Genomic DNA, 18,771 nt, shown 5'->3' on the forward strand with positions numbered 1-18,771 from the left:
GCGTCAAGGCACAAGCGGTGCATAGATGGTTTTTACCCGGCTATACACAAATCGTCTTGCCGATGCCGCAAACCCCGCGCCAGCGTTTAAACTGCGCCATTGCGATGCTATTTGTCGCATTGGCGTAAACCCGCGAAAATCACGGGTTGGCGCTATAAGAAGTTGTCGCTTGGCGGCAAGGCCGCACTGAAAACTGTCCTTACAATCCCTGCATCGCCCGCCAGTTTCAGGCAGGCGTTCCTCTTCAGGAGACTCCGATGTCCGTTGAGCAAGCCCCGGTGCAACGTGCCGATTTCGACCAGGTCATGGTTCCCAACTACGCACCTGCCGCTTTCATCCCCGTGCGTGGCGCAGGTTCCCGCGTGTGGGACCAGGCGGGCCGAGAGCTGATCGACTTTGCCGGCGGCATCGCGGTCAACGTATTGGGCCACGCCCACCCGGCGCTGGTCGGTGCACTTACCGAGCAGGCCAACAAGCTGTGGCACGTGTCCAACGTCTTCACTAACGAGCCGGCCCTGCGCCTGGCCCACAAGTTGATCGACGCCACGTTTGCCGAGCGTGTGTTCTTCTGCAACTCCGGCGCCGAAGCCAACGAGGCCGCTTTCAAGCTGGCCCGTCGTGTCGCGTTCGACCGTTTCGGCACCGAGAAATACGAAATCATCGCCGCGCTGAACAGCTTCCACGGCCGCACCCTGTTCACCGTGAACGTGGGTGGCCAGTCGAAGTATTCCGACGGCTTCGGTCCGAAAATAGTCGGCATCACCCACGTGCCTTACAACGATCTGGAGGCGCTGAAAGCCGCCGTTTCGGACAAGACCTGCGCCGTGGTGCTGGAGCCGATCCAGGGTGAAGGCGGCGTACTGCCGGCTGAGCTTTCGTACCTGCAAGGCGCTCGCGACCTGTGCGACGCGAACAACGCGCTGCTGGTGTTCGACGAAGTGCAAACCGGCATGGGCCGCAGCGGCGAGCTGTTCGCCTACCAGCATTACGGCGTCGTGCCCGACATCCTCACCAGCGCCAAGAGCCTGGGCGGTGGTTTCCCGATCGCCGCCATGCTGACGCGCGAAGACCTGGCCAAGCATCTGGTGGTCGGTACCCACGGCACCACCTACGGCGGCAACCCGCTGGCGTGCGCGGTGGCGGAAGCGGTGATCGACGTGATCAACACGCCAGAAGTGCTGGCCGGCGTTAAAGCCAAGCATGACCTGTTCGTTTCCCGCCTGGAGAAGATCGGCCAGCAATACGGCATCTTCACCGAAGTGCGCGGCCTGGGCCTGCTGCTCGGTTGCGTGCTGAGCGATGCCTGGAAAGGCCGTGCCAAGGACATCTTCAACGCCGCCGAGCGCGAAGGCCTGATGATCCTGCAAGCCGGCCCGGATGTGGTGCGCTTCGCCCCGAGCCTGGTGGTGGAAGATGCTGATATCCAGGAAGGCCTGGACCGCTTCGAACGTGCGGTGAAAACGCTGACGCAAGCCTGATGGACCGTTCGGCGCTTGAGTGATCGGGCGCCGAACACAAATTTTGTATGCCGGGCTCGGTCAATGTGGGCGCTGGCTTTTGTGGGAGCTGGCTTGCCTGCGATGCAGACAACCCGGTTTATCTGTTGCACCGAGTTGATGCTATCGCAGGCAAGCCAGCTCCCACAAAAGACTCCCCACATTGGATCTGTTTGAATTCAGGTCCCGTGCCCGGCATTTTTCCCTCTGTGAGTTTTTCGAGTTAAGGAGTGACACCATGCTGGTGATGCGCCCCGCGCAAATGGCTGATCTGGGCGAGGTACAGCGTCTGGCTGCGGACAGCCCGATTGGTGTCACCTCCTTGCCGGATGATGTCGAACGCCTGAGCGACAAGATCGCCGCAAGCGAAGCGTCCTTCGCCGCCGAGGTCAGCTTCAACGGTGAAGAAAGCTATTTCTTCGTCCTTGAAGACACCGATGGCGGCAAGCTGGTGGGCTGCTCGGCCATCGTCGCATCCGCCGGCTACTCGGAACCGTTCTACAGCTTCCGTAACGAGACCTTTGTGCACGCCTCCCGCGAGCTGAAGATCCACAACAAGATCCACGTGCTCTCGCAGTGCCATGACCTGACCGGCAACAGTTTGCTGACCAGTTTCTACGTGGTGCCGGAGCTGGTGGGTTCGCCGTGGTCGGAACTCAACTCCCGTGGCCGCCTGCTGTTTGTGGCCGGTCACCCGGAGCGCTTCGCTGATTCGGTGGTCACCGAGATTGTGGGCTACAGCGACGAGAATGGTGATTCGCCGTTCTGGGATGCGATTGGCCGCAACTTCTTCGACCTCAACTACGCCGCCGCCGAGCGCCTGTGCGGGTTGAAGAGCCGGACCTTCCTCGCCGAACTGATGCCGCATTACCCGATCTACGTGCCGCTGTTGCCGGACGCCGCCCAGGAAGCCATGGGCCAGGTGCACCCGCGAGCGCAGATCACCTTCGACATCCTGATGCGCGAAGGCTTCGAGACCGACCATTACATCGACATCTTCGACGGCGGCCCAACGCTGCACGCGCGGGTGTCGGGTATTCGTTCGATCGCCCAGAGCCGCGTGGTGCCGGTGAAGATCGGCGAGATGGCCAAGGGTGTCGGCCGCCAGTACCTGGTCAGCAACGGCCAGTTGCAGGATTACCGCGCGGTGATGCTGGAGCTGGACTACGCGCCGGGCAAGCCAGTGACCCTGGACCTGGAAGCCGCCGAGGCCCTGGGCGTAGGCGAAGGCGCGAGCGTGCGCCTGGTAGCGGTATAAACAGAGTTTCGCGGGTGGCTGACAACAGCGGCCCGTTTGAGGAGATAGCATGATCGTTCGTCCCGTACGCAGCAGCGATTTACCGGCCCTGATTGATCTGGCGCGCAGCACCGGCACCGGCCTCACCACCTTGCCGGCCAACGAAGAGCGCCTGACCCACCGGGTCGGCTGGGCTGAAAAGACCTTTCGCGGCGAAGCCGGGCGCGGTGATGCGGATTACCTGTTCGTGCTGGAAAACGATGAAGGCCGCGTGGTGGGGATTTCCGCCATCGCCGGTGCCGTCGGCCTGCGCGAGCCCTGGTACAACTTCCGGGTCGGCCTGACGGTCAGCGCTTCCCAGGAACTGAACATCTACCGCGAAATCCCGACGCTGTTTCTGGCCAACGACCTGACCGGCAACTCCGAGCTGTGCTCGCTGTTCCTGCACGCCGATTACCGCAACGGCCTCAACGGCCGCATGCTGGCCAAGGCGCGCATGCTGTTTATCGCGGAATTCCCGCAGCTGTTCGGCAACAAGATCATTGCCGAGATGCGCGGCATGTCCGACGAAGCCGGGCGCTCGCCGTTCTGGGAAAGCCTGGGCCGGCACTTCTTCAAGATGGAATTCAGCCAGGCGGACTACCTCACTGGTGTGGGCAACAAGGCGTTTATCGCCGAACTGATGCCGAAGTTTCCGCTGTACACCTGCTTCCTGTCCGAAGACGCGCGCAACGTGATCGGCAAGGTCCACACCGACACTGAGCCGGCCTTGAGCATGCTCAAGAGCGAAGGCTTCAGCTACCAGGGTTACGTCGATATCTTCGACGCGGGCCCGGCGGTGGAATGTGAAACCACCAAGATCCGCGCGGTACGCGACAGCGAAGCGCTGGTATTGGCAATTGGCACGCCGGGCGACGACGCCACGCCGTTCCTGATCCATAACCGCAAACGCGAAGATTGCCGCATTACCGCAGCGCCGGCGCGGTTGGCTGCGGGCACCCTGGTGGTCGATCAACAGACCGCCAAGCGCCTGCAACTGATCGCCGGTGATCAAGTGCGTGCCGTACCGTTGTCCGCTGCCCGGGAGTCGAAATAATGAATTCGTTGTATATCGCAGGTAGCTGGCTGGCTGGCCAGGGTGAAGTGGTTGAGTCGCTGAACCCGGTGACCCAGCAGGTGGTGTGGTCGGGTAACAGCGCCACCGTCGAGCAGGTCGAGTCCGCCGTTCAGGCTGCGCGCCAGGCGTTTCCCGCCTGGGCCAAGCGTTCCCTGGAAGAGCGCCTGAGTGTGCTGGAAGCCTTCGCCGCCAACCTGAAAAGCCGTGCCGACGAACTCGCCCGCTGTATTGGTGAGGAAACCGGCAAGCCTTTGTGGGAATCGGCGACTGAAGTCACCAGCATGGTCAACAAGGTCGCGATCTCGGTGCAAAGCTACCGCGAGCGTACCGGCGAGAAGAGCGGCCCGTTGGGCGACGCCACTGCCGTATTGCGCCACAAGCCTCACGGCGTGGTGGCGGTATTCGGCCCTTACAACTTCCCGGGTCACCTGCCGAACGGCCACATCGTGCCGGCCTTGCTGGCGGGTAACACCGTACTGTTCAAGCCCAGCGAGCTGACCCCGAAAGTCGCCGAGCTGACCGTGCAATGCTGGATCGACGCCGGCCTGCCGGCGGGCGTATTGAACCTGCTGCAAGGCGCGCGGGAAACCGGGATCGCCCTGGCGGCCAACCCGGGCATCGACGGCTTGTTCTTCACCGGTTCCAGCCGCACCGGCAACCATCTGCACCAGCAATTCGCCGGGCGCCCGGACAAGATCCTCGCGCTGGAAATGGGCGGCAACAACCCGCTGGTGGTGGACGAAGTGGCCGATGTGGATGCTGCCGTCTATACCATCATCCAGTCGGCGTTTATCTCGGCCGGCCAGCGCTGCACCTGTGCTCGTCGCTTGCTGGTGCCGGAAGGCGCTTGGGGTGATGCGTTGCTCGCTCGCCTGGTGGCGGTGAGCTCGACAATCGAGGTCGGCGCATTCGACCAGCAGCCCGCGCCATTCATGGGCTCGGTGATTTCCCTCGGCGCCGCCAAGGCGTTGATGGATGCCCAGGAATTGCTGCTGGCCAATGGCGCCGTGGCGCTGCTGGAAATGACCCAGCCACAGGCCCAGGCCGCGTTGCTGACGCCAGGCATTATCGATGTGACCGAGGTTACTGATCGCGCTGACGAAGAACTGTTCGGCCCGCTGCTGCAAGTGATCCGCTACGCTGATTTCGCGGCGGCGATTGCCGAGGCCAACAACACCCAATACGGCCTGGCGGCCGGTTTGCTCTCGGACTCCGAAGCGCGTTACCAGCAGTTCTGGCTGGAGAGCCGTGCCGGGATCGTCAACTGGAACAAACAGCTGACGGGCGCTGCGAGCAGCGCGCCATTTGGCGGCGTGGGCGCTTCGGGCAACCATCGCGCCAGCGCCTATTACGCGGCGGATTATTGCGCGTACCCGGTGGCCTCGCTTGAGACCCCGAGCCTGGTGTTGCCAGCATCGTTGACCCCAGGCGTAACGCTTAAGTGAAAGTGACACTGATCTAATGTGGGAGCTGGCTTGCCTGCGATGGCATCCCCTTGGTCCAGCTGAAAGACCGAGTTGCCCGCATCGCAGGCAAGCCAGCTCCTACACTTGATCGGGTTAACAGATACAGATCTGCACTTGATGCCTATAAAAATACAGATGTTCGTGGAGCCTCGCCGATGAAATCCTGTGAAGTCAATTTTGACGGTCTCGTGGGGCCGACCCATAACTACGGCGGTTTGTCCTACGGCAACGTCGCGTCCCAGAGCAACAGCCAGCAGTCCTCCAACCCGAAGGAAGCCGCGCTGCAAGGCCTGGCGAAGATGAAAGCCCTGATGGAAATGGGCTTCGTGCAAGGTGTGCTGGCGCCCCAGGAACGCCCTGATGTGGCCGCCTTGCGCAGCCTCGGCTTTGCCGGCACCGACGCCCAAGTCATCCAGCAAGCCGCCAAGCAAGCCATGCCATTGTTGGTAGCCAGCTGCTCGGCGTCGAGCATGTGGGTGGCCAACGCGGCCACCGTCAGCCCGAGCGCCGACACCGCCGACGGCCGCGTGCATTTCACCGCCGCCAACCTCAACTGCAAATACCACCGCAGCATCGAACACCCGACCACCAGCCGCGTGCTGGGGGCGATGTTTGCCGATGGGAAACACTTCGCCCACCACGCCGCGTTGCCGGCCGTGGCGCAGTTCGGTGACGAAGGCGCGGCCAACCACACCCGTTTCTGCCGTGACTACGGCGAGGCGGGCGTAGAGTTTTTCGTGTTCGGCCGCAGTGCATTCGACACTCGCTACCCGGCGCCGCAAAAGTACCCGGCGCGCCAGACCCTCGAAGCCTCCCAGGCGGTCGCTCGCTTGCACGGCCTGCGGGATGACGGCGTGGTCTTCGCCCAGCAGAACCCGGCGGTGATCGATGCCGGTGTGTTCCACAACGACGTGATCGCGGTGGGCAACGGCGAAGTGCTGTTCTATCACGAGGATGCGTTTCTCAATACCGAACAGATGCTCGGCGAATTGCAGGGCAAGCTCGGCAAACTCGGCGGCAATTTCCAGTCGATCTGCGTGCCCCGGGCCCAGGTCAGCGTTGAGGACGCGGTGCGTTCCTACCTGTTCAACAGCCAGTTGCTGACTCGCGCCGACGGCTCGATGCTGCTGATCGTGCCGGAAGAATGCCGCGCCAACGAGCGCGTCTGGCAGTACCTGCAAGGCCTGACGTCTTCGGGCGGGCTGATCCGCGAAGTCAACGTCTTCGACCTCAAGCAAAGCATGCAGAACGGCGGTGGCCCGGCGTGCCTGCGCTTGCGCGTCGCGCTGAATGAAACCGAACTGGCGGCGGTCAACCCAGGGGTTATCATGACGGCGCCGTTGTACGACACGCTCACCCAATGGGTCGACAAGCACTACCGCGACAGCCTGCGGGAAACCGACCTGGCTGACCCGCAATTGCTGCTTGAGTGCCGGACGGCACTGGATGAACTGACGCAAATCCTTAAACTGGGCTCGGTTTATCCTTTCCAGATCAATTAACGCCGCACGGCTGAGAACTATTTATGACCACCGACACCCTGAAACTGATCCTTGAAGACACCGACGGCACCCAGCTGGAAACTTCCTGCACCCGCGTCGCCGTGGTCTGGCAGGGCAAGGAGATCTGGATCCAGCACGACGGCCGCGGCCAACTGCTGATCGGCGTGGACGTGGAAGAAGGCGACGCGGAATACGCCAACCTGCTGATGCGCCCATTGGCCACCAACCTGATGAGCCTGCAACTGGAAATGGAACCGGCCGACGTTGAAGGTGATGACGACGATCACGTCCACGGCCCAGGCTGCAACCACTAAGGAAGCTGCGTATGCTCGCCCTCGGCAAACTGCTTGAACTGACCCTCGCCGGTCGCGAACCGGCGCAAAAAATTCAACTGACTGTCGACGGCGTGCAACTGCGCTGGCTCAGTGAGGGCGCGCTGGAAGTGCGGCCTCCTGAAGCGCGGGACAACGGCTGCGACGTGCTGCTGTCGTCCGGCATCCACGGCAACGAAACCGCGCCGATCGAATTGGCCGACCGCTTGCTGCAGGGCATTGCCCGCGGGCAGATCAAGCCCCGTACCCGTATTCTGTTCCTGTTCGGTAACCCCGAGGCCATGCGCCGCGGCGAGCGTTATCTCGAACTGGACGTCAACCGGCTGTTCAACGGCCGTCACGAACAAAACATCGGCCCCGAAGCCATGCGTGCCGCCGAGCTTGAGCAGTTGGCCCGTACGTTCTTCAGCGTGCCTGGGCGTAGCCGCCTGCATTACGACCTGCACACCGCCATCCGTGGCTCGAAGATCGAGCAGTTCGCGCTGTACCCGTGGAAGGACGGTCGCCAGCATTCACGCCGTGAACTGGCGCGCCTGCGAGCCGCCGGCATGGAAGCGGTGCTGTTGCAGAACAAGACCTCCATCACCTTTACCGCGTTTACCTATGAGCAACTGGAGGCCGAGTCCTTCACCCTGGAATTGGGCAAGGCCCGGCCGTTCGGGCAGAACCAGGGCGTGGACGTGTCCCGCCTGGAAACCCGCCTCAAGCAGATCATCGAAGGCAACGAGCCGGCCACCGAGAGCCTTGATGGCCTGAAGCTGTTCAGCGTCTCCCGGGAAGTCATCAAGCACAGCGACACCTTCGTCCTGCATTTGCCGGCCGACGTGGAAAACTTTTCGGAGTTGGAACTGGGTTACCTGCTGGCCGAGGACATTGCCAAGACCCGCTGGGTGATCGAGGAGGAGGGCGCACGCATCATCTTCCCGAACCCGAAGGTCAAGAATGGCTTGCGAGCGGGGATATTGATTGTGCCGACCACGGATGCGGGCCTGGCCTGAATCCCGAGACTGACTCGGTCAAAATGTAGGAGCTGGCTTGCCTGCGATGGCATCACCTCGGTGCACCTGACAGACCGAGGTGATGCCATCGCAGGCAAGCCAGCTCCTACAGTGGTTTGCAGTGCTGCTTAAACCGCTACCGCCCGTGGTTCGTTGCGGCGCAGTGCGCGAACCTTGTGCAGGGTGTCGGCGCAGGTACGTGCCGCTTCCTGGCCCTTGTGCACGAAGTGCTCATAAAAGAATGTGTGGTGCTCGCTGCCGGCGTGGAAGTGGTGCGGGGTCAGGGATACCGAGAACACCGGCACTTCGGTTTCCAACTGAACCTGCATCAGGCCGCTGACCACCGACTGGGCTACGAACTCGTGACGGTAGATGCCACCGTCCACCACCAGTGCGGCCGCGACGATACCGGCATAACGGCCGGACTTGGCCAGCAGCTTGGCGTGCAGGGGCATTTCAAAGGCGCCGCCGACTTCAAAGAAATCGATGTCCGATTCCTGGTAGCCCTGGGCGATCATTTCGGCGAGGAAGCCTTTGCGGGATTGGTCGACAATATCCTTGTGCCAGCAGGCCTGGATAAACGCGACGCGCTCGCCGTGGTGGTTTTTGCTTTTGCTGTCGATTGCGGTGGGTTGCATGTTCTGACTCCTGTTTAAGAAAAAAACAGGGCGTTATGAATCGAATGGGATTTAAGGGTACGGACAGCCTGCTCATGCAAACATGACGTCAGCGTTCGGCCCTTAGGTGCCAATCCCGTTCTCTCTTCATCCGGACTATGACCGTCGGCCCCGGGATCACACCGGGTCTGCTGACCTTGTCGCCGTCCTGCCGAGGCAGTTCGAGGCGCCAAGCGCTCGCGGGCTATGCACGTTGCGTGCAATTACCGCCGGTGGGGAATTACACCCCGCCCTGAGAACGTTGCCGCCAGAACCCTGGCGGCGGAGAGTTTTTATCATGGTTTTTCAGAAACTGCACGGTTGGTTTATCGATAACCTATATCGGTTTGTTTGGTTGGTATTCGATTGTGCAAGCACGGGGCTTGATATTCCGCGGGTTTGCCCGCAGTAATCGTTAACACAAGGAATGCTCCAATCCGCTAGAGGCTAGTTTGATGACCGTGATTGACCTGCGCAGCGACACAGTGACCCAACCGACCCCCGGCATGCTCGACGCGATGGCGACTGCCGCCAGCGGCGACGACGTCTACGGTGAAGACCCGAGCGTCAATCGCCTGGAAGCCGAATTGGCCAAACGCCTGGGGTTTGCCGCCGCTTTGTTCGTGCCCACCGGCACCATGAGCAACCTGCTGGCGTTGATGGCGCACTGCGAGCGAGGCGAGGAATACATCGTCGGCCAGCAGGCCCACACCTACAAATATGAAGGCGGCGGCGCGGCAGTACTCGGCTCGATCCAGCCTCAGCCGCTGGAAGTGCAGGCCGATGGTTCGTTGAACCTGGAGCACGTGTTGGCGGCGATCAAGCCGGACGACTTCCACTTCGCCCGTACCCGCTTGCTGGCGCTGGAAAACACCATGCAGGGCAAAGTATTGCCGCTGGAATACCTGGCGGCCGCGCGAGCATTTACCCGTGAGCACGACCTGGCCTTGCACCTGGACGGCGCGCGGCTCTACAACGCGGCGGTCAAGCTGGGTGTGGATGCCCGGGAAATTGCCCAGCACTTCGATTCGGTGTCGGTGTGCCTGTCCAAGGGCCTGGGCGCGCCGATCGGCTCGGTGCTGTGCGGCTCCACGGCATTGATCGCCAAGGCGCGACGTTTGCGCAAGATGGTCGGTGGCGGCATGCGCCAGGCCGGTTCGCTGGCGGCGGCGGGGCTGTATGCCCTGGATCACCAGGTGCAGCGCCTGGCCGACGACCACGCCAACGCCCATTGGCTGGGGGACGAACTGCGCAAGGCGGGTTACACGGTGGAGCCGGTGCAGACCAACATGGTCTACGTCGATATCGGTGACCGGGCCCAGGCCTTGAAGGTATTTGCCGCCGAGCGTGGGATCAAGTTGAGCGCCGCGCCGCGCCTGCGCATGGTCACTCACCTGGATGTCAGCCGGGCGCAGATCGAGCAAGTGCTCGCGACATTTGTCGAGTTTTCCCGAAAATGACAGTGCAGACCGTCTAATTGACTGTTTCTATCACATAAACACGCTGTACCACGGGCAAAGGGCCGATATAATGCGGCCCTTTGCCGTCGCTCCGTCTGATGACGTTTAGCACTGGCCTTTGGCCGCAGCCTCCGTGGAAGAACCTAATGAAAAGCGCAGAAATCCGTGAAGCCTTCCTTCGCTTCTTCGAAGAGCAAGGTCACACCCGTGTCGCCTCCAGCTCCTTGATCCCAGGCAATGACCCAACCCTGCTGTTCACTAACGCGGGGATGAACCAGTTCAAGGACTGCTTCCTGGGCCAGGAAAAGCGCGCCTACACCCGCGCCACCAGCAGCCAGAAGTGCGTACGCGCCGGCGGCAAGAACAGTGACCTGGAAAACGTGGGCTACACCGCCCGCCACCACACGTTCTTCGAAATGCTGGGCAACTTCAGCTTCGGCGACTATTTCAAGAAAGATGCGATCACCTTCGCCTGGACCTTCCTGACCGGCGTGCTGAAGCTGCCGAAGGAAAAACTCTGGGTCACCGTCTACGCCACCGATGACGAAGCCTACGACATCTGGACCCAGCAGATCGGTGTGCCGGTCGAGCGCATGATTCGCATCGGCGACAACAAGGGCGCGCCTTACGCCTCCGACAACTTCTGGACCATGGGCGATACCGGCCCGTGCGGCCCATGCACCGAGATTTTCTACGATCACGGCGCCGACATCTGGGGCGGCCCACCGGGCTCGCCGGAAGAAGACGGCGACCGCTACATCGAAATCTGGAACAACGTGTTCATGCAGTTCAACCGCACCGCCGACGGCGTGTTGCATCCGTTGCCAGCGCCATCGGTAGACACCGGCATGGGCCTGGAGCGGATCAGTGCGGTGATGCAGCACGTTCATTCCAACTACGAGATCGACCTGTTCACCAACCTGCTGAGCGCTTCGGCTGCGGCCATTGGCTGCGCCAACGACAATCAGTCGTCGCTCAAGGTCGTGTCGGACCACATCCGTTCCTGCGGCTTCCTGATCGCCGACGGCGTCCTGCCGTCGAACGAAGGCCGTGGCTATGTGTTGCGCCGCATCATCCGTCGCGCCTGCCGTCACGGTAACAAGCTGGGCGCTACCGGCAGCTTCTTCTACAAGATCGTTGCCGCGCTGGTGGCCGAGATGGGCGATGCCTTCCCGGAACTCAAGCAGCAGCAAGCCAACATCGAGCGCGTGCTCAAGGCGGAAGAAGAGCAGTTCTCCAAGACTCTGGAGCACGGCCTGAAGATCCTGGAACAGGACCTGGCCGAGCTTAAAGGCACCGTGGTGCCGGGCGACGTGGTGTTCAAGCTCTACGACACCTACGGTTTCCCGATGGACCTGACCGCCGACATCGCCCGCGAACGCGAGCTGACCATCGACGAAGCAGGCTTTGAGCGTGAGATGGAAGCCCAGCGCGTCCGTGCCCGTTCCGCCAGCTCCTTTGGCCTGGACTACAACACCCTGGTAAAGGTTGATGTAGCGACTTCGTTCATTGGTTATGAGGCCACCGTTGGCTCGGCCAAGATCGTGGCTATCTATAAAGACGGCAAGTCGGTCGACGTGCTGAACGAAGGTGACGAGGCGGTTGTAGTCCTCGACCAGACCCCGTTCTACGCCGAATCCGGTGGCCAGGTCGGTGACTGTGGTTTCCTGAGCTCGACGTCCGGCCGCTTTGAGGTGCGCGACACCACCAAGACAGGTGGTGCTTTCCTGCATCACGGCGTGCTGGTGCTGGGCAACCTGACTGTCGGCGCGCCGGTGGACACTCAGGTAGATGCCGACGTACGGCATGCAACTGCTTTGAATCATTCGGCCACTCACCTGCTGCACGCTGCGTTGCGTCAGGTATTGGGTGAGCATGTGCAGCAGAAGGGTTCGTTGGTGGACAGTCAGCGCCTGCGCTTTGACTTCAGTCATTTCGAGGCGATCAAGCCTGAGCAGTTGAAGGCCCTGGAAGACATCGTCAACGCCGAGATTCGCAAGAACACCCCGGTGGAAACCGAAGAAACCGACATCGAGACTGCCAAGCAGAAAGGCGCCATGGCGCTGTTCGGCGAGAAGTACGGTGACGAAGTTCGCGTGTTGAGCATGGGCGGCAGCTTCTCGGTGGAGCTGTGTGGCGGTATCCACGCCAGCCGTACCGGCGACATCGGCCTGCTGAAAATCATCAGCGAAGGCGGTGTGGCTTCCGGCGTGCGTCGTATTGAAGCGGTCACCGGTGCTGCGGCCCTGGCCTACCTCAATGCGGCTGAAGAACAACTCAAGGAAGCGGCCAGCCTGGTCAAGGGTAGCCGCGACAACCTGATCGACAAGCTCTCCGGTGTACTGGAGCGCAACCGTCAGCTGGAAAAACAGCTGGAGCAGTTGCAGGCCAAGGCGGCCAGCGCGGCGGGCGATGACCTGTCGGCTTCCGCCCTGGACGTCAAAGGCGTGAAGGTCCTGGCCGTGCGCCTGGACGGTCAGGATGGCAAGGCGCTGTTGGCCTTGGTCGATCAGTTGAAGAACAAGCTCGGCCGCGCAGTGATCCTGCTCGGCAGTGTCCATGAGGATAAGGTCGTTCTGGTTGCCGGTGTAACCAAGGACCTGACTGGCCAACTCAAGGCCGGTGATTTGATGAAGCAAGCCGCCGCGGCAGTGGGCGGGAAGGGCGGTGGTCGTCCGGACATGGCGCAAGGCGGTGGTGTAGACGCCGGTGCCCTGGACGCGGCCCTGGCCCTGACCGTGCCGTTTGTCGAGGCAGGTATTTAAGACGCTGTTAATGAGCCCGTGGTCTAGTCACGGGCTCGGTCAGTGCTGGTTGATTGAATAATAGGCGCCCCTTTACGGGCTGAGGCGGCTTAGAAATGGCTTTGATCGTACAGAAATTTGGAGGCACCTCGGTCGGCTCTGTCGAAAGAATCGAGCAGGTCGCCGACAAGGTTAAGAAATTCCGCGATGCCGGCGATGACCTGGTGGTGGTGCTGTCGGCCATGAGCGGCGAGACCAATCGCCTGATCGATCTGGCCAAGCAAATCAGTGGCGATCAACAACCGGTTCCCCGTGAGCTGGATGTGATCATTTCCACCGGTGAGCAGGTGACCATCGCGTTGCTGGCCATGGCGCTGAACAAGCGTGGTGTGCCGGCGGTGTCCTACACTGGCAACCAGGTCCGCATTCTGACGGATAGCGCCCACACCAAGGCGCGCATCCTGCAGATTGATGACCAGAAGATTCGCGCTGACCTGAAGGCCGGTCGTGTGGTGGTTGTCGCCGGTTTCCAGGGCGTCGACGAGCACGGCAACATCACCACCCTTGGTCGTGGTGGTTCCGACACCACCGGCGTGGCGCTGGCGGCAGCCCTGAAGGCTGACGAATGCCAGATCTACACCGATGTGGATGGCGTCTACACCACCGACCCACGGGTTGTGTCCGTGGCCCAGCGCCTGGACAAGATCACCTTTGAAGAGATGCTGGAAATGGCCAGCCTCGGTTCCAAGGTGTTGCAGATCCGTGCCGTTGAGTTCGCCGGCAAGTACAACGTTCCGCTGCGCGTACTGCACAGCTTCAAGGAGGGTCCGGGCACCCTCATTACTATTGATGAAGAGGAATCCATGGAACAGCCGATCATTTCCGGCATCGCTTTTAACCGCGATGAAGCCAAGCTGACCATCCGTGGCGTGCCAGACACCCCGGGCGTGGCCTTCAAGATTCTCGGGCCAATCAGCGGCGAAAACATTGAAGTCGACATGATCGTGCAGAACGTTGCGCACGATAACACCACCGATTTCACCTTCACCGTGCACCGCAACGAGTACGATGCGGCGCAGAAGGTGTTGCTGAACACCGCGAGCGAGATTGGCGCCCGTGAAGTGGTTGGCGATACCAAGATTGCCAAGGTGTCGATCGTGGGCGTGGGCATGCGTTCCCATGCCGGCGTGGCCAGCCGCATGTTCGAGGCCCTGGCCAAGGAAAGCATCAACATCCAGATGATCTCCACCTCGGAAATCAAGGTGTCGGTGGTGATCGAAGAGAAGTACCTGGAACTGGCCGTGCGCGCACTGCATACCGCTTTTGAGCTGGACGCTCCGGCCCGACAGGGCGAGTGAAGCGTTGCCAGGAAGGCGCGGTTATCCGCGCCTTTCATTTTTTTGTCGGGCGCGTGGTGAAGGCCTGTTCTTTTACCTGTGCTCGACAATACTTAGGCGGGTAGGGCTACGGCCATTTGGTTGTAGGTCGAATGCCTTTTTTTTGCAGACTGTTGTTCCCGAAATGAAATGCGTGAGGAGAAAGGTATGCTGATTCTGACTCGTCGATGCGCAGAAAGCCTGATTATTGGTGATGGCGAAATCACCGTGACCGTGCTCGGCGTCAAAGGCAATCAAGTGCGTATCGGGGTTAACGCTCCGAAAGAGGTGGCTGTCCACCGCGAGGAAATCTACCTGCGGATCAAGAAAGAGAAGGACGAAGAACCAAGCCATTAATTTTTATCGTTTTTTATGTTTGCAAACGGGGATGAAGCTGGTTAATATACGCCCCGTGTTGCGGAGAGCTGGCCGAGTGGCCGAAGGCGCTCCCCTGCTAAGGGAGTACACCTCAAAAGGGTGTCGGGGGTTCGAATCCCCCGTTCTCCGCCATTATTTGCTTAGTACGTTGCAATCTGGTTTTTTCGCTAAGTTGTTGAAACTAAACGAAAAAATAGCTTTACATAGAGATTGAACGGCCTATAATGCGCGGCAACAAATGCACTCGTAGCTCAGCTGGATAGAGTACTCGGCTACGAACCGAGCGGTCACAGGTTCGAATCCTGTCGAGTGCACCATTTAAGAGTTAGTTGCAGCAATGCAGGTAGCTTGGCTTCAACCAGTTGTGATCTGGTCTAAAAACACAATCTGCACTCGTAGCTCAGCTGGATAGAGTACTCGGCTACGAACCGAGCGGTCACAGGTTCGAATCCTGTCGAGTGCACCAAACAACAAAAAGCCCGCCTAGTGCGGGCTTTTTGCCGTCTGGGGTTTTTATTTCCCGCGGCGACTTTTTCTCTCGCCCATGTGTTTTCCTTTCGCGCTGCGTCGTCGCAGTTCATAGGTGCGGCCAATGCTCAGCTTTGTGTCGCAAGCGCTTGTTCTTTCCAGTTTTTTGACGTTAAAAGCGGCCGCCCGGTGTATCATTGCGCCCGTCAGCCCCGCCGGGGCTTGTGGAACACCTCCATGGACTTACCCAGTAGTTACTCAGTACCCCGTTCTACCAATCATGAATTGACTGATTGATCCTTCCGGCGTGCCCCGCTGCTGGGAGTGGAGTTCGCCTATGACCGAAGTTGAAGTAAAGAAAACACAAGAAAGCCTGCAGGATCGCCTGGCCCAAGTCGTCGAGTTGCTGCAGCGCCAGCGTGTGGTCGAAGACCTGACGCACCGCCAGGACGGCCCTAACCGTGACCGGGTCGAGAACCTGGTTCACCGGCAAAATCTCGTCGAGCTGCAACGCAAGCTCGATGACCTGCACTCCGCCGACGTCGCCTACATCCTCGAAGCCTTGCCGCTTGATGACCGCCTGACCCTGTGGCAGTTGGTCAAGGCCGATCGCGACGGCGACATCCTCCTCGAAGTATCCGACTCGGTCCGTGAAACCCTGATCGCCGACATGGACGATCATGAACTCCTGGCTGCCGCCAAGGACATGGATGCCGACGAACTCGCTGACCTGGCTTCCGAGCTGCCGCGTGATGTCGTCCATGAGCTGATGGAAACCCTCGACGGCCAGCAGCGTGAGCGTGTGCGCTCGGCGCTGTCCTACGACGAGGAGCAGGTCGGTGCGTTGATGGACTTCGAGATGGTCACCATCCGCGAAGACGTCAGTCTGGAAGTGGTTTTGCGTTACCTGCGCCGCCTCAAGGAGCTGCCAGGCCATACCGACAAACTGTTCGTGGTGGATTACGAAGGCATTCTCAAGGGCGTGCTGCCGATCAAGCGCCTGCTGGTCAATGACCCGGAGAAGAAAGTCGCTGACGTCATGGCCAGTGACCCGGTGAGTTTCCATCCCGACGAAGACGCCTACGACGCCGCCCAGGCGTTCGAGCGTTATGACTTGATCTCGGCCCCGGTGGTCGACAAGAACGGCAAGCTGATCGGTCGCCTGACCATCGATGAAATGGTCGACCTGATTCGTGAGGAGAGCGAAAGCGAAGTCCTCAACATGGCCGGTCTGCGAGAAGAAGAGGATATCTTTGCGTCGGTCTGGAAGTCCCTGCGTAACCGCTGGGCCTGGCTGGCGGTCAATCTGATCACCGCGTTTATTGCATCACGGGTCATTGGGCTGTTTGAAGGCTCCATCGAGAAGCTGGTGGCCTTGGCTGCACTGATGCCGATTGTGGCGGGGATTGGCGGTAACTCGGGTAACCAGACCATCACCATGATCGTACGCGCCATGGCGCTGGATCAGGTGGGTACCGGGCATGGCAAGCGCTTGATGCGCAAGGAGTTGGCGGTCGCGCTGATCAACGGCCTGGTGTGGGGTGGCGTCATAGGTATCGTGGCGTACCTGCTGTATGGCAGTTGGTCCCTTGGAGTGGTCATGACCGCGGCCATGACGCTTAACCTGCTGCTGGCGGCCCTGATGGGTGTTCTGATTCCAATGACCTTGGTGCGCCTTGGGCGAGACCCGGCCATGGGTGCCAGCGTGATGATCACTGCGATGACCGACAGCGGTGGTTTCTTCATCTTCCTGGGCTTGGCAACCATCTTCCTGCTTTGATCCTTTCCTCTGATCGAGGGGCGTCAGCCCCTTGATCCATGTCCCTTTCCCAAATCCCAGGCAAAAAAAAGCCAGCTCGTGGCTGGCTTTCAGCTTTCGGTTGCCAATCAGTTGGCTTCTGCGGCTGCCTCAACGTCGTGGGCGATAAGCGAGACGAGAGCATTTTGCTGGCGGTGGGAGAGCTGACGAAAACGCTGCAGCAGTTCGCGTTCGTGCAGTGACAGCTCGGGGCTGTCGAGGCGCATGCTCAGCTCGTCGCCCAGCGCACCTTCCTGAATCAGGCTTTGTTCCAGGCGTGCGATGATTTCGGAGTTCATGCTGCGGTGATGATTGCGAGCCACCTCGGCAATGCGTTCCCGCATTCCGTCTGGCAGACGTACGACGAACTTGTCAGCCGTACGGCTGGAATAAATTGCCTGTTTCAATGGGCGCATATATTTAACCGGTTAGTTCAGGGGAGCGGTTTTTGGAATTGGCCGCAAGATGCATGTTAGGACAAGACTTGCTGCCAAATGTTCAACCTGAATTGCAAAGAGGCCGCATCATGCCTCAGATTTGCCAGTTCCTTGGCGTCAATTCTGTGACAAATATTGAACCGGCTACCGGCTTTATGCCAGTACTCATTTCAAAATTTGCGGACTGGTTGGAAAACTTTCCTACGGTTGCACCCAAACGGGGGTCAAGGCCGCGGGCCCTAGGCGCAAAAGGCTTTTCGGGCGCACATCCTATAGCAATATGGCCTTTTGCCCTTAACTTTAAGATTAGTGGCAAATTGCCAATTTACGAGGTCGGAGCGACATATGGTCTGCTGTTCAGACGAGTGAACCAAGCTGTGGCAGCTATTGGGGAGGGGGACGAACGGAGGGGTTCAGCGCAGTACGGGGTCGAATTTGATACGGCGCCCAATGATGATTGCCAGTACCCACAGGCTGCCAAACACGCCGGCGACGACGAAGGCGACGGTCTGTGCATCTTGCGACACTACGTTCAGGCCGAGGCCGGCAGCGGCCAGGGCCAGTGTCAGAAACAGCCAGGCAGACTTGGTCATGGAATACTCCGGTAAGCGGTTCAGAAAACCCAGTGTTCAGTCGAAGGGGCAGCTTGGGTGCCCTGGGTCAGTTGCAGCGGTGATTGCATGTTCGGCTTCATGACTGCCAGTTGCGGGCGTTGCTGCAGGTGATGGGGGATCGCCTGGCTGACCTGCGCCGCGTCATCAGAGGTGCTGGATTGAAAATGGAACATCACCAGCGCAGCCAATGCAACGGTATTGAGGGCTAGTAGAAGTGCGCTGTTCATGGGCATGTTCTCCGCAGGTGGCTGGGCCGGACTGTATTTGTAGGATAAAGGATTGCAGGCGTCGTGCCAGTCTTTATTTGATAATAAATCCTTTAAAATCAAATAGTTAAATACTGTCCAAGTTGCATCGATGTTGCAATTTGCAATGATGGCATTTTGGGGGAGTGCATTTTGCACGATGGTCGCGAACTGCCCGCAATCATTGAGTGAGATGCGACCTGGTGTCACGGGCTTAGGCCTACACTCAAAAAGCCCACGGACGACATGACAAAATTCACCTGCGCCGTTAACATGCACGCCGTCCGTCGCCGCGCCCATGGCCGGTTGGCTGTCATTAGTCCCAGTAGCTCAATTGGATAGAGCATCCCCCTCCTAAGGGGAAGGTTGGCCGTTCGAACCGGCCCTGGGACACCAAATAACCGTTGCTGCCTCGCGGCCGAAACGTCAGAAAGCCCCGATCAGATT

The 18,771-nt window shown here is 60.1% G+C and carries 16 protein-coding genes, 4 tRNA genes and 1 riboswitch; of the genes, 16 read left to right on the forward strand and 4 right to left on the reverse strand.

The genetic code is table 11. The features are described 5' to 3' along the window. Positions 1-257: 257 nt before the first annotated feature. From M2400_RS17385 to astE, 7 genes are all read left to right on the forward strand, one after another. On the forward strand, positions 258-1,478 hold the full coding sequence (locus M2400_RS17385; protein ID WP_259196031.1) for an aspartate aminotransferase family protein: 1,221 nt from the start codon (positions 258-260) through the stop codon (positions 1,476-1,478). A gap of 256 nt (positions 1,479-1,734) precedes the next feature. Beyond that, on the forward strand, positions 1,735-2,754 hold the full coding sequence (aruF, locus tag M2400_RS17390) for an arginine/ornithine succinyltransferase subunit alpha (protein WP_177042902.1): 1,020 nt from the start codon (positions 1,735-1,737) through the stop codon (positions 2,752-2,754). A gap of 49 nt (positions 2,755-2,803) precedes the next feature. Further along, entirely contained in the window at positions 2,804-3,829 is a 1,026-nt protein-coding gene (astA, locus tag M2400_RS17395) for an arginine N-succinyltransferase (RefSeq protein WP_003214325.1), read from the forward strand. Further along, positions 3,826-5,295, forward strand: a complete 1,470-nt coding sequence (astD, locus tag M2400_RS17400; protein ID WP_177077415.1) for a succinylglutamate-semialdehyde dehydrogenase — start codon at positions 3,826-3,828, stop codon at positions 5,293-5,295. The genes astA and astD overlap by 4 nt, the downstream gene beginning before the upstream one ends. Positions 5,296-5,471: 176 nt before the next feature. Continuing rightward, on the forward strand, positions 5,472-6,818 hold the full coding sequence (gene astB / locus M2400_RS17405) for an N-succinylarginine dihydrolase (RefSeq protein ID WP_177042903.1): 1,347 nt from the start codon (positions 5,472-5,474) through the stop codon (positions 6,816-6,818). 23 nt (positions 6,819-6,841) lie between these two features. After that, a complete protein-coding gene (locus tag M2400_RS17410; protein WP_003214319.1) occupies positions 6,842-7,132 on the forward strand; it encodes a hypothetical protein in 291 nt (96 codons plus the stop codon). Positions 7,133-7,143: 11 nt separating this feature from the next. Continuing rightward, positions 7,144-8,148: a succinylglutamate desuccinylase gene (gene astE / locus M2400_RS17415; protein WP_259196029.1), complete on the forward strand. Its 1,005-nt coding sequence runs from the start codon at positions 7,144-7,146 to the stop codon at positions 8,146-8,148. A gap of 128 nt (positions 8,149-8,276) precedes the next feature. Here astE and M2400_RS17420 read toward each other — a convergent pair whose 3' ends face one another. Continuing rightward, positions 8,277-8,786 carry a 6,7-dimethyl-8-ribityllumazine synthase gene (locus M2400_RS17420; RefSeq protein WP_076015023.1) on the reverse strand — a complete coding sequence of 170 codons (510 nt, stop codon included), beginning with the start codon at positions 8,784-8,786 and terminating at the stop codon, positions 8,277-8,279. A gap of 113 nt (positions 8,787-8,899) precedes the next feature. Next, a riboswitch (FMN riboswitch) is annotated at positions 8,900-9,069 on the reverse strand. 190 nt (positions 9,070-9,259) lie between these two features. Here M2400_RS17420 and ltaE point away from each other — a divergent pair. From ltaE to mgtE, 8 genes are all read left to right on the forward strand, one after another. Then, positions 9,260-10,264, forward strand: a complete 1,005-nt coding sequence (gene ltaE / locus M2400_RS17425; RefSeq protein WP_177077397.1) for a low-specificity L-threonine aldolase — start codon at positions 9,260-9,262, stop codon at positions 10,262-10,264. A 146-nt stretch (positions 10,265-10,410) separates the two neighbouring features. After that, positions 10,411-13,029: an alanine--tRNA ligase gene (gene alaS, locus M2400_RS17430; protein WP_177042906.1), complete on the forward strand. Its 2,619-nt coding sequence runs from the start codon at positions 10,411-10,413 to the stop codon at positions 13,027-13,029. A 95-nt stretch (positions 13,030-13,124) separates the two neighbouring features. After that, positions 13,125-14,366 carry an aspartate kinase gene (locus tag M2400_RS17435; RefSeq protein ID WP_010165647.1) on the forward strand — a complete coding sequence of 414 codons (1,242 nt, stop codon included), beginning with the start codon at positions 13,125-13,127 and terminating at the stop codon, positions 14,364-14,366. A 186-nt stretch (positions 14,367-14,552) separates the two neighbouring features. Then, positions 14,553-14,741, forward strand: a complete 189-nt coding sequence (gene csrA, locus M2400_RS17440) for a carbon storage regulator CsrA (protein ID WP_002554426.1) — start codon at positions 14,553-14,555, stop codon at positions 14,739-14,741. A 62-nt stretch (positions 14,742-14,803) separates the two neighbouring features. Then, positions 14,804-14,894: transfer RNA gene (locus M2400_RS17445), tRNA-Ser, on the forward strand. A gap of 108 nt (positions 14,895-15,002) precedes the next feature. Further along, positions 15,003-15,079: transfer RNA gene (locus tag M2400_RS17450), tRNA-Arg, on the forward strand. A 72-nt stretch (positions 15,080-15,151) separates the two neighbouring features. Beyond that, positions 15,152-15,228: transfer RNA gene (locus M2400_RS17455), tRNA-Arg, on the forward strand. A gap of 339 nt (positions 15,229-15,567) precedes the next feature. Next, the gene (gene mgtE, locus M2400_RS17460) at positions 15,568-17,010 is read left to right on the forward strand and encodes a magnesium transporter (protein ID WP_177042907.1); all 1,443 of its coding nucleotides are present in this window, start codon (positions 15,568-15,570) and stop codon (positions 17,008-17,010) included. Between the two features lie 107 nt (positions 17,011-17,117). Here the strand turns inward: mgtE and M2400_RS17465 are convergent, their stop codons facing one another. The 3 genes from M2400_RS17465 to M2400_RS17475 all read right to left on the reverse strand — a co-directional run bounded on the left by M2400_RS17465 (position 17,118) and on the right by M2400_RS17475 (position 18,306). Beyond that, complete coding sequence (locus M2400_RS17465) at positions 17,118-17,444, reverse strand: Arc family DNA-binding protein (RefSeq protein ID WP_003175643.1); 327 nt, start codon at positions 17,442-17,444, stop codon at positions 17,118-17,120. A gap of 434 nt (positions 17,445-17,878) precedes the next feature. Next, positions 17,879-18,058 (reverse strand): PA3371 family protein, encoded by a 180-nt coding sequence (locus tag M2400_RS17470; protein WP_177042908.1) that lies wholly within the window; start codon positions 18,056-18,058, stop codon positions 17,879-17,881. A 20-nt stretch (positions 18,059-18,078) separates the two neighbouring features. Further along, positions 18,079-18,306, reverse strand: a complete 228-nt coding sequence (locus M2400_RS17475; protein WP_177043106.1) for a hypothetical protein — start codon at positions 18,304-18,306, stop codon at positions 18,079-18,081. A gap of 337 nt (positions 18,307-18,643) precedes the next feature. Here M2400_RS17475 and M2400_RS17480 point away from each other — a divergent pair. Continuing rightward, positions 18,644-18,720 (forward strand) — tRNA-Arg (locus M2400_RS17480). The last annotated feature ends 51 nt before the right edge of the window (positions 18,721-18,771 follow it).

Source organism: Pseudomonas sp. BIGb0558, assembly GCF_024807515.1.
GTDB classification, from domain to species: domain Bacteria; phylum Pseudomonadota; class Gammaproteobacteria; order Pseudomonadales; family Pseudomonadaceae; genus Aquipseudomonas; species Aquipseudomonas yamanorum_A.

Bases quoted from the DNA above. Each gene is read 5' to 3' on its own strand.
- M2400_RS17385 (WP_259196031.1), top strand. From the start codon at position 258: ATGTCCGTTGAGCAAGCCCCGGTGCAACGTGCCGATTTCGACCAGGTC.
- aruF (WP_177042902.1), top strand. From the start codon at position 1,735: ATGCTGGTGATGCGCCCCGCGCAAATGGCTGATCTGGGCGAGGTACAG.
- astA (WP_003214325.1), top strand. From the start codon at position 2,804: ATGATCGTTCGTCCCGTACGCAGCAGCGATTTACCGGCCCTGATTGAT.
- astB (WP_177042903.1), top strand. From the start codon at position 5,472: ATGAAATCCTGTGAAGTCAATTTTGACGGTCTCGTGGGGCCGACCCAT.
- M2400_RS17410 (WP_003214319.1), top strand. From the start codon at position 6,842: ATGACCACCGACACCCTGAAACTGATCCTTGAAGACACCGACGGCACC.
- astE (WP_259196029.1), top strand. From the start codon at position 7,144: ATGCTCGCCCTCGGCAAACTGCTTGAACTGACCCTCGCCGGTCGCGAA.
- M2400_RS17420 (WP_076015023.1), bottom strand. From the start codon at position 8,786: ATGCAACCCACCGCAATCGACAGCAAAAGCAAAAACCACCACGGCGAG.
- ltaE (WP_177077397.1), top strand. From the start codon at position 9,260: ATGACCGTGATTGACCTGCGCAGCGACACAGTGACCCAACCGACCCCC.
- alaS (WP_177042906.1), top strand. From the start codon at position 10,411: ATGAAAAGCGCAGAAATCCGTGAAGCCTTCCTTCGCTTCTTCGAAGAG.
- M2400_RS17435 (WP_010165647.1), top strand. From the start codon at position 13,125: ATGGCTTTGATCGTACAGAAATTTGGAGGCACCTCGGTCGGCTCTGTC.
- csrA (WP_002554426.1), top strand. From the start codon at position 14,553: ATGCTGATTCTGACTCGTCGATGCGCAGAAAGCCTGATTATTGGTGAT.
- mgtE (WP_177042907.1), top strand. From the start codon at position 15,568: ATGACCGAAGTTGAAGTAAAGAAAACACAAGAAAGCCTGCAGGATCGC.
- M2400_RS17465 (WP_003175643.1), bottom strand. From the start codon at position 17,444: ATGCGCCCATTGAAACAGGCAATTTATTCCAGCCGTACGGCTGACAAG.
- M2400_RS17470 (WP_177042908.1), bottom strand. From the start codon at position 18,058: ATGACCAAGTCTGCCTGGCTGTTTCTGACACTGGCCCTGGCCGCTGCC.
- M2400_RS17475 (WP_177043106.1), bottom strand. From the start codon at position 18,306: ATGAACAGCGCACTTCTACTAGCCCTCAATACCGTTGCATTGGCTGCG.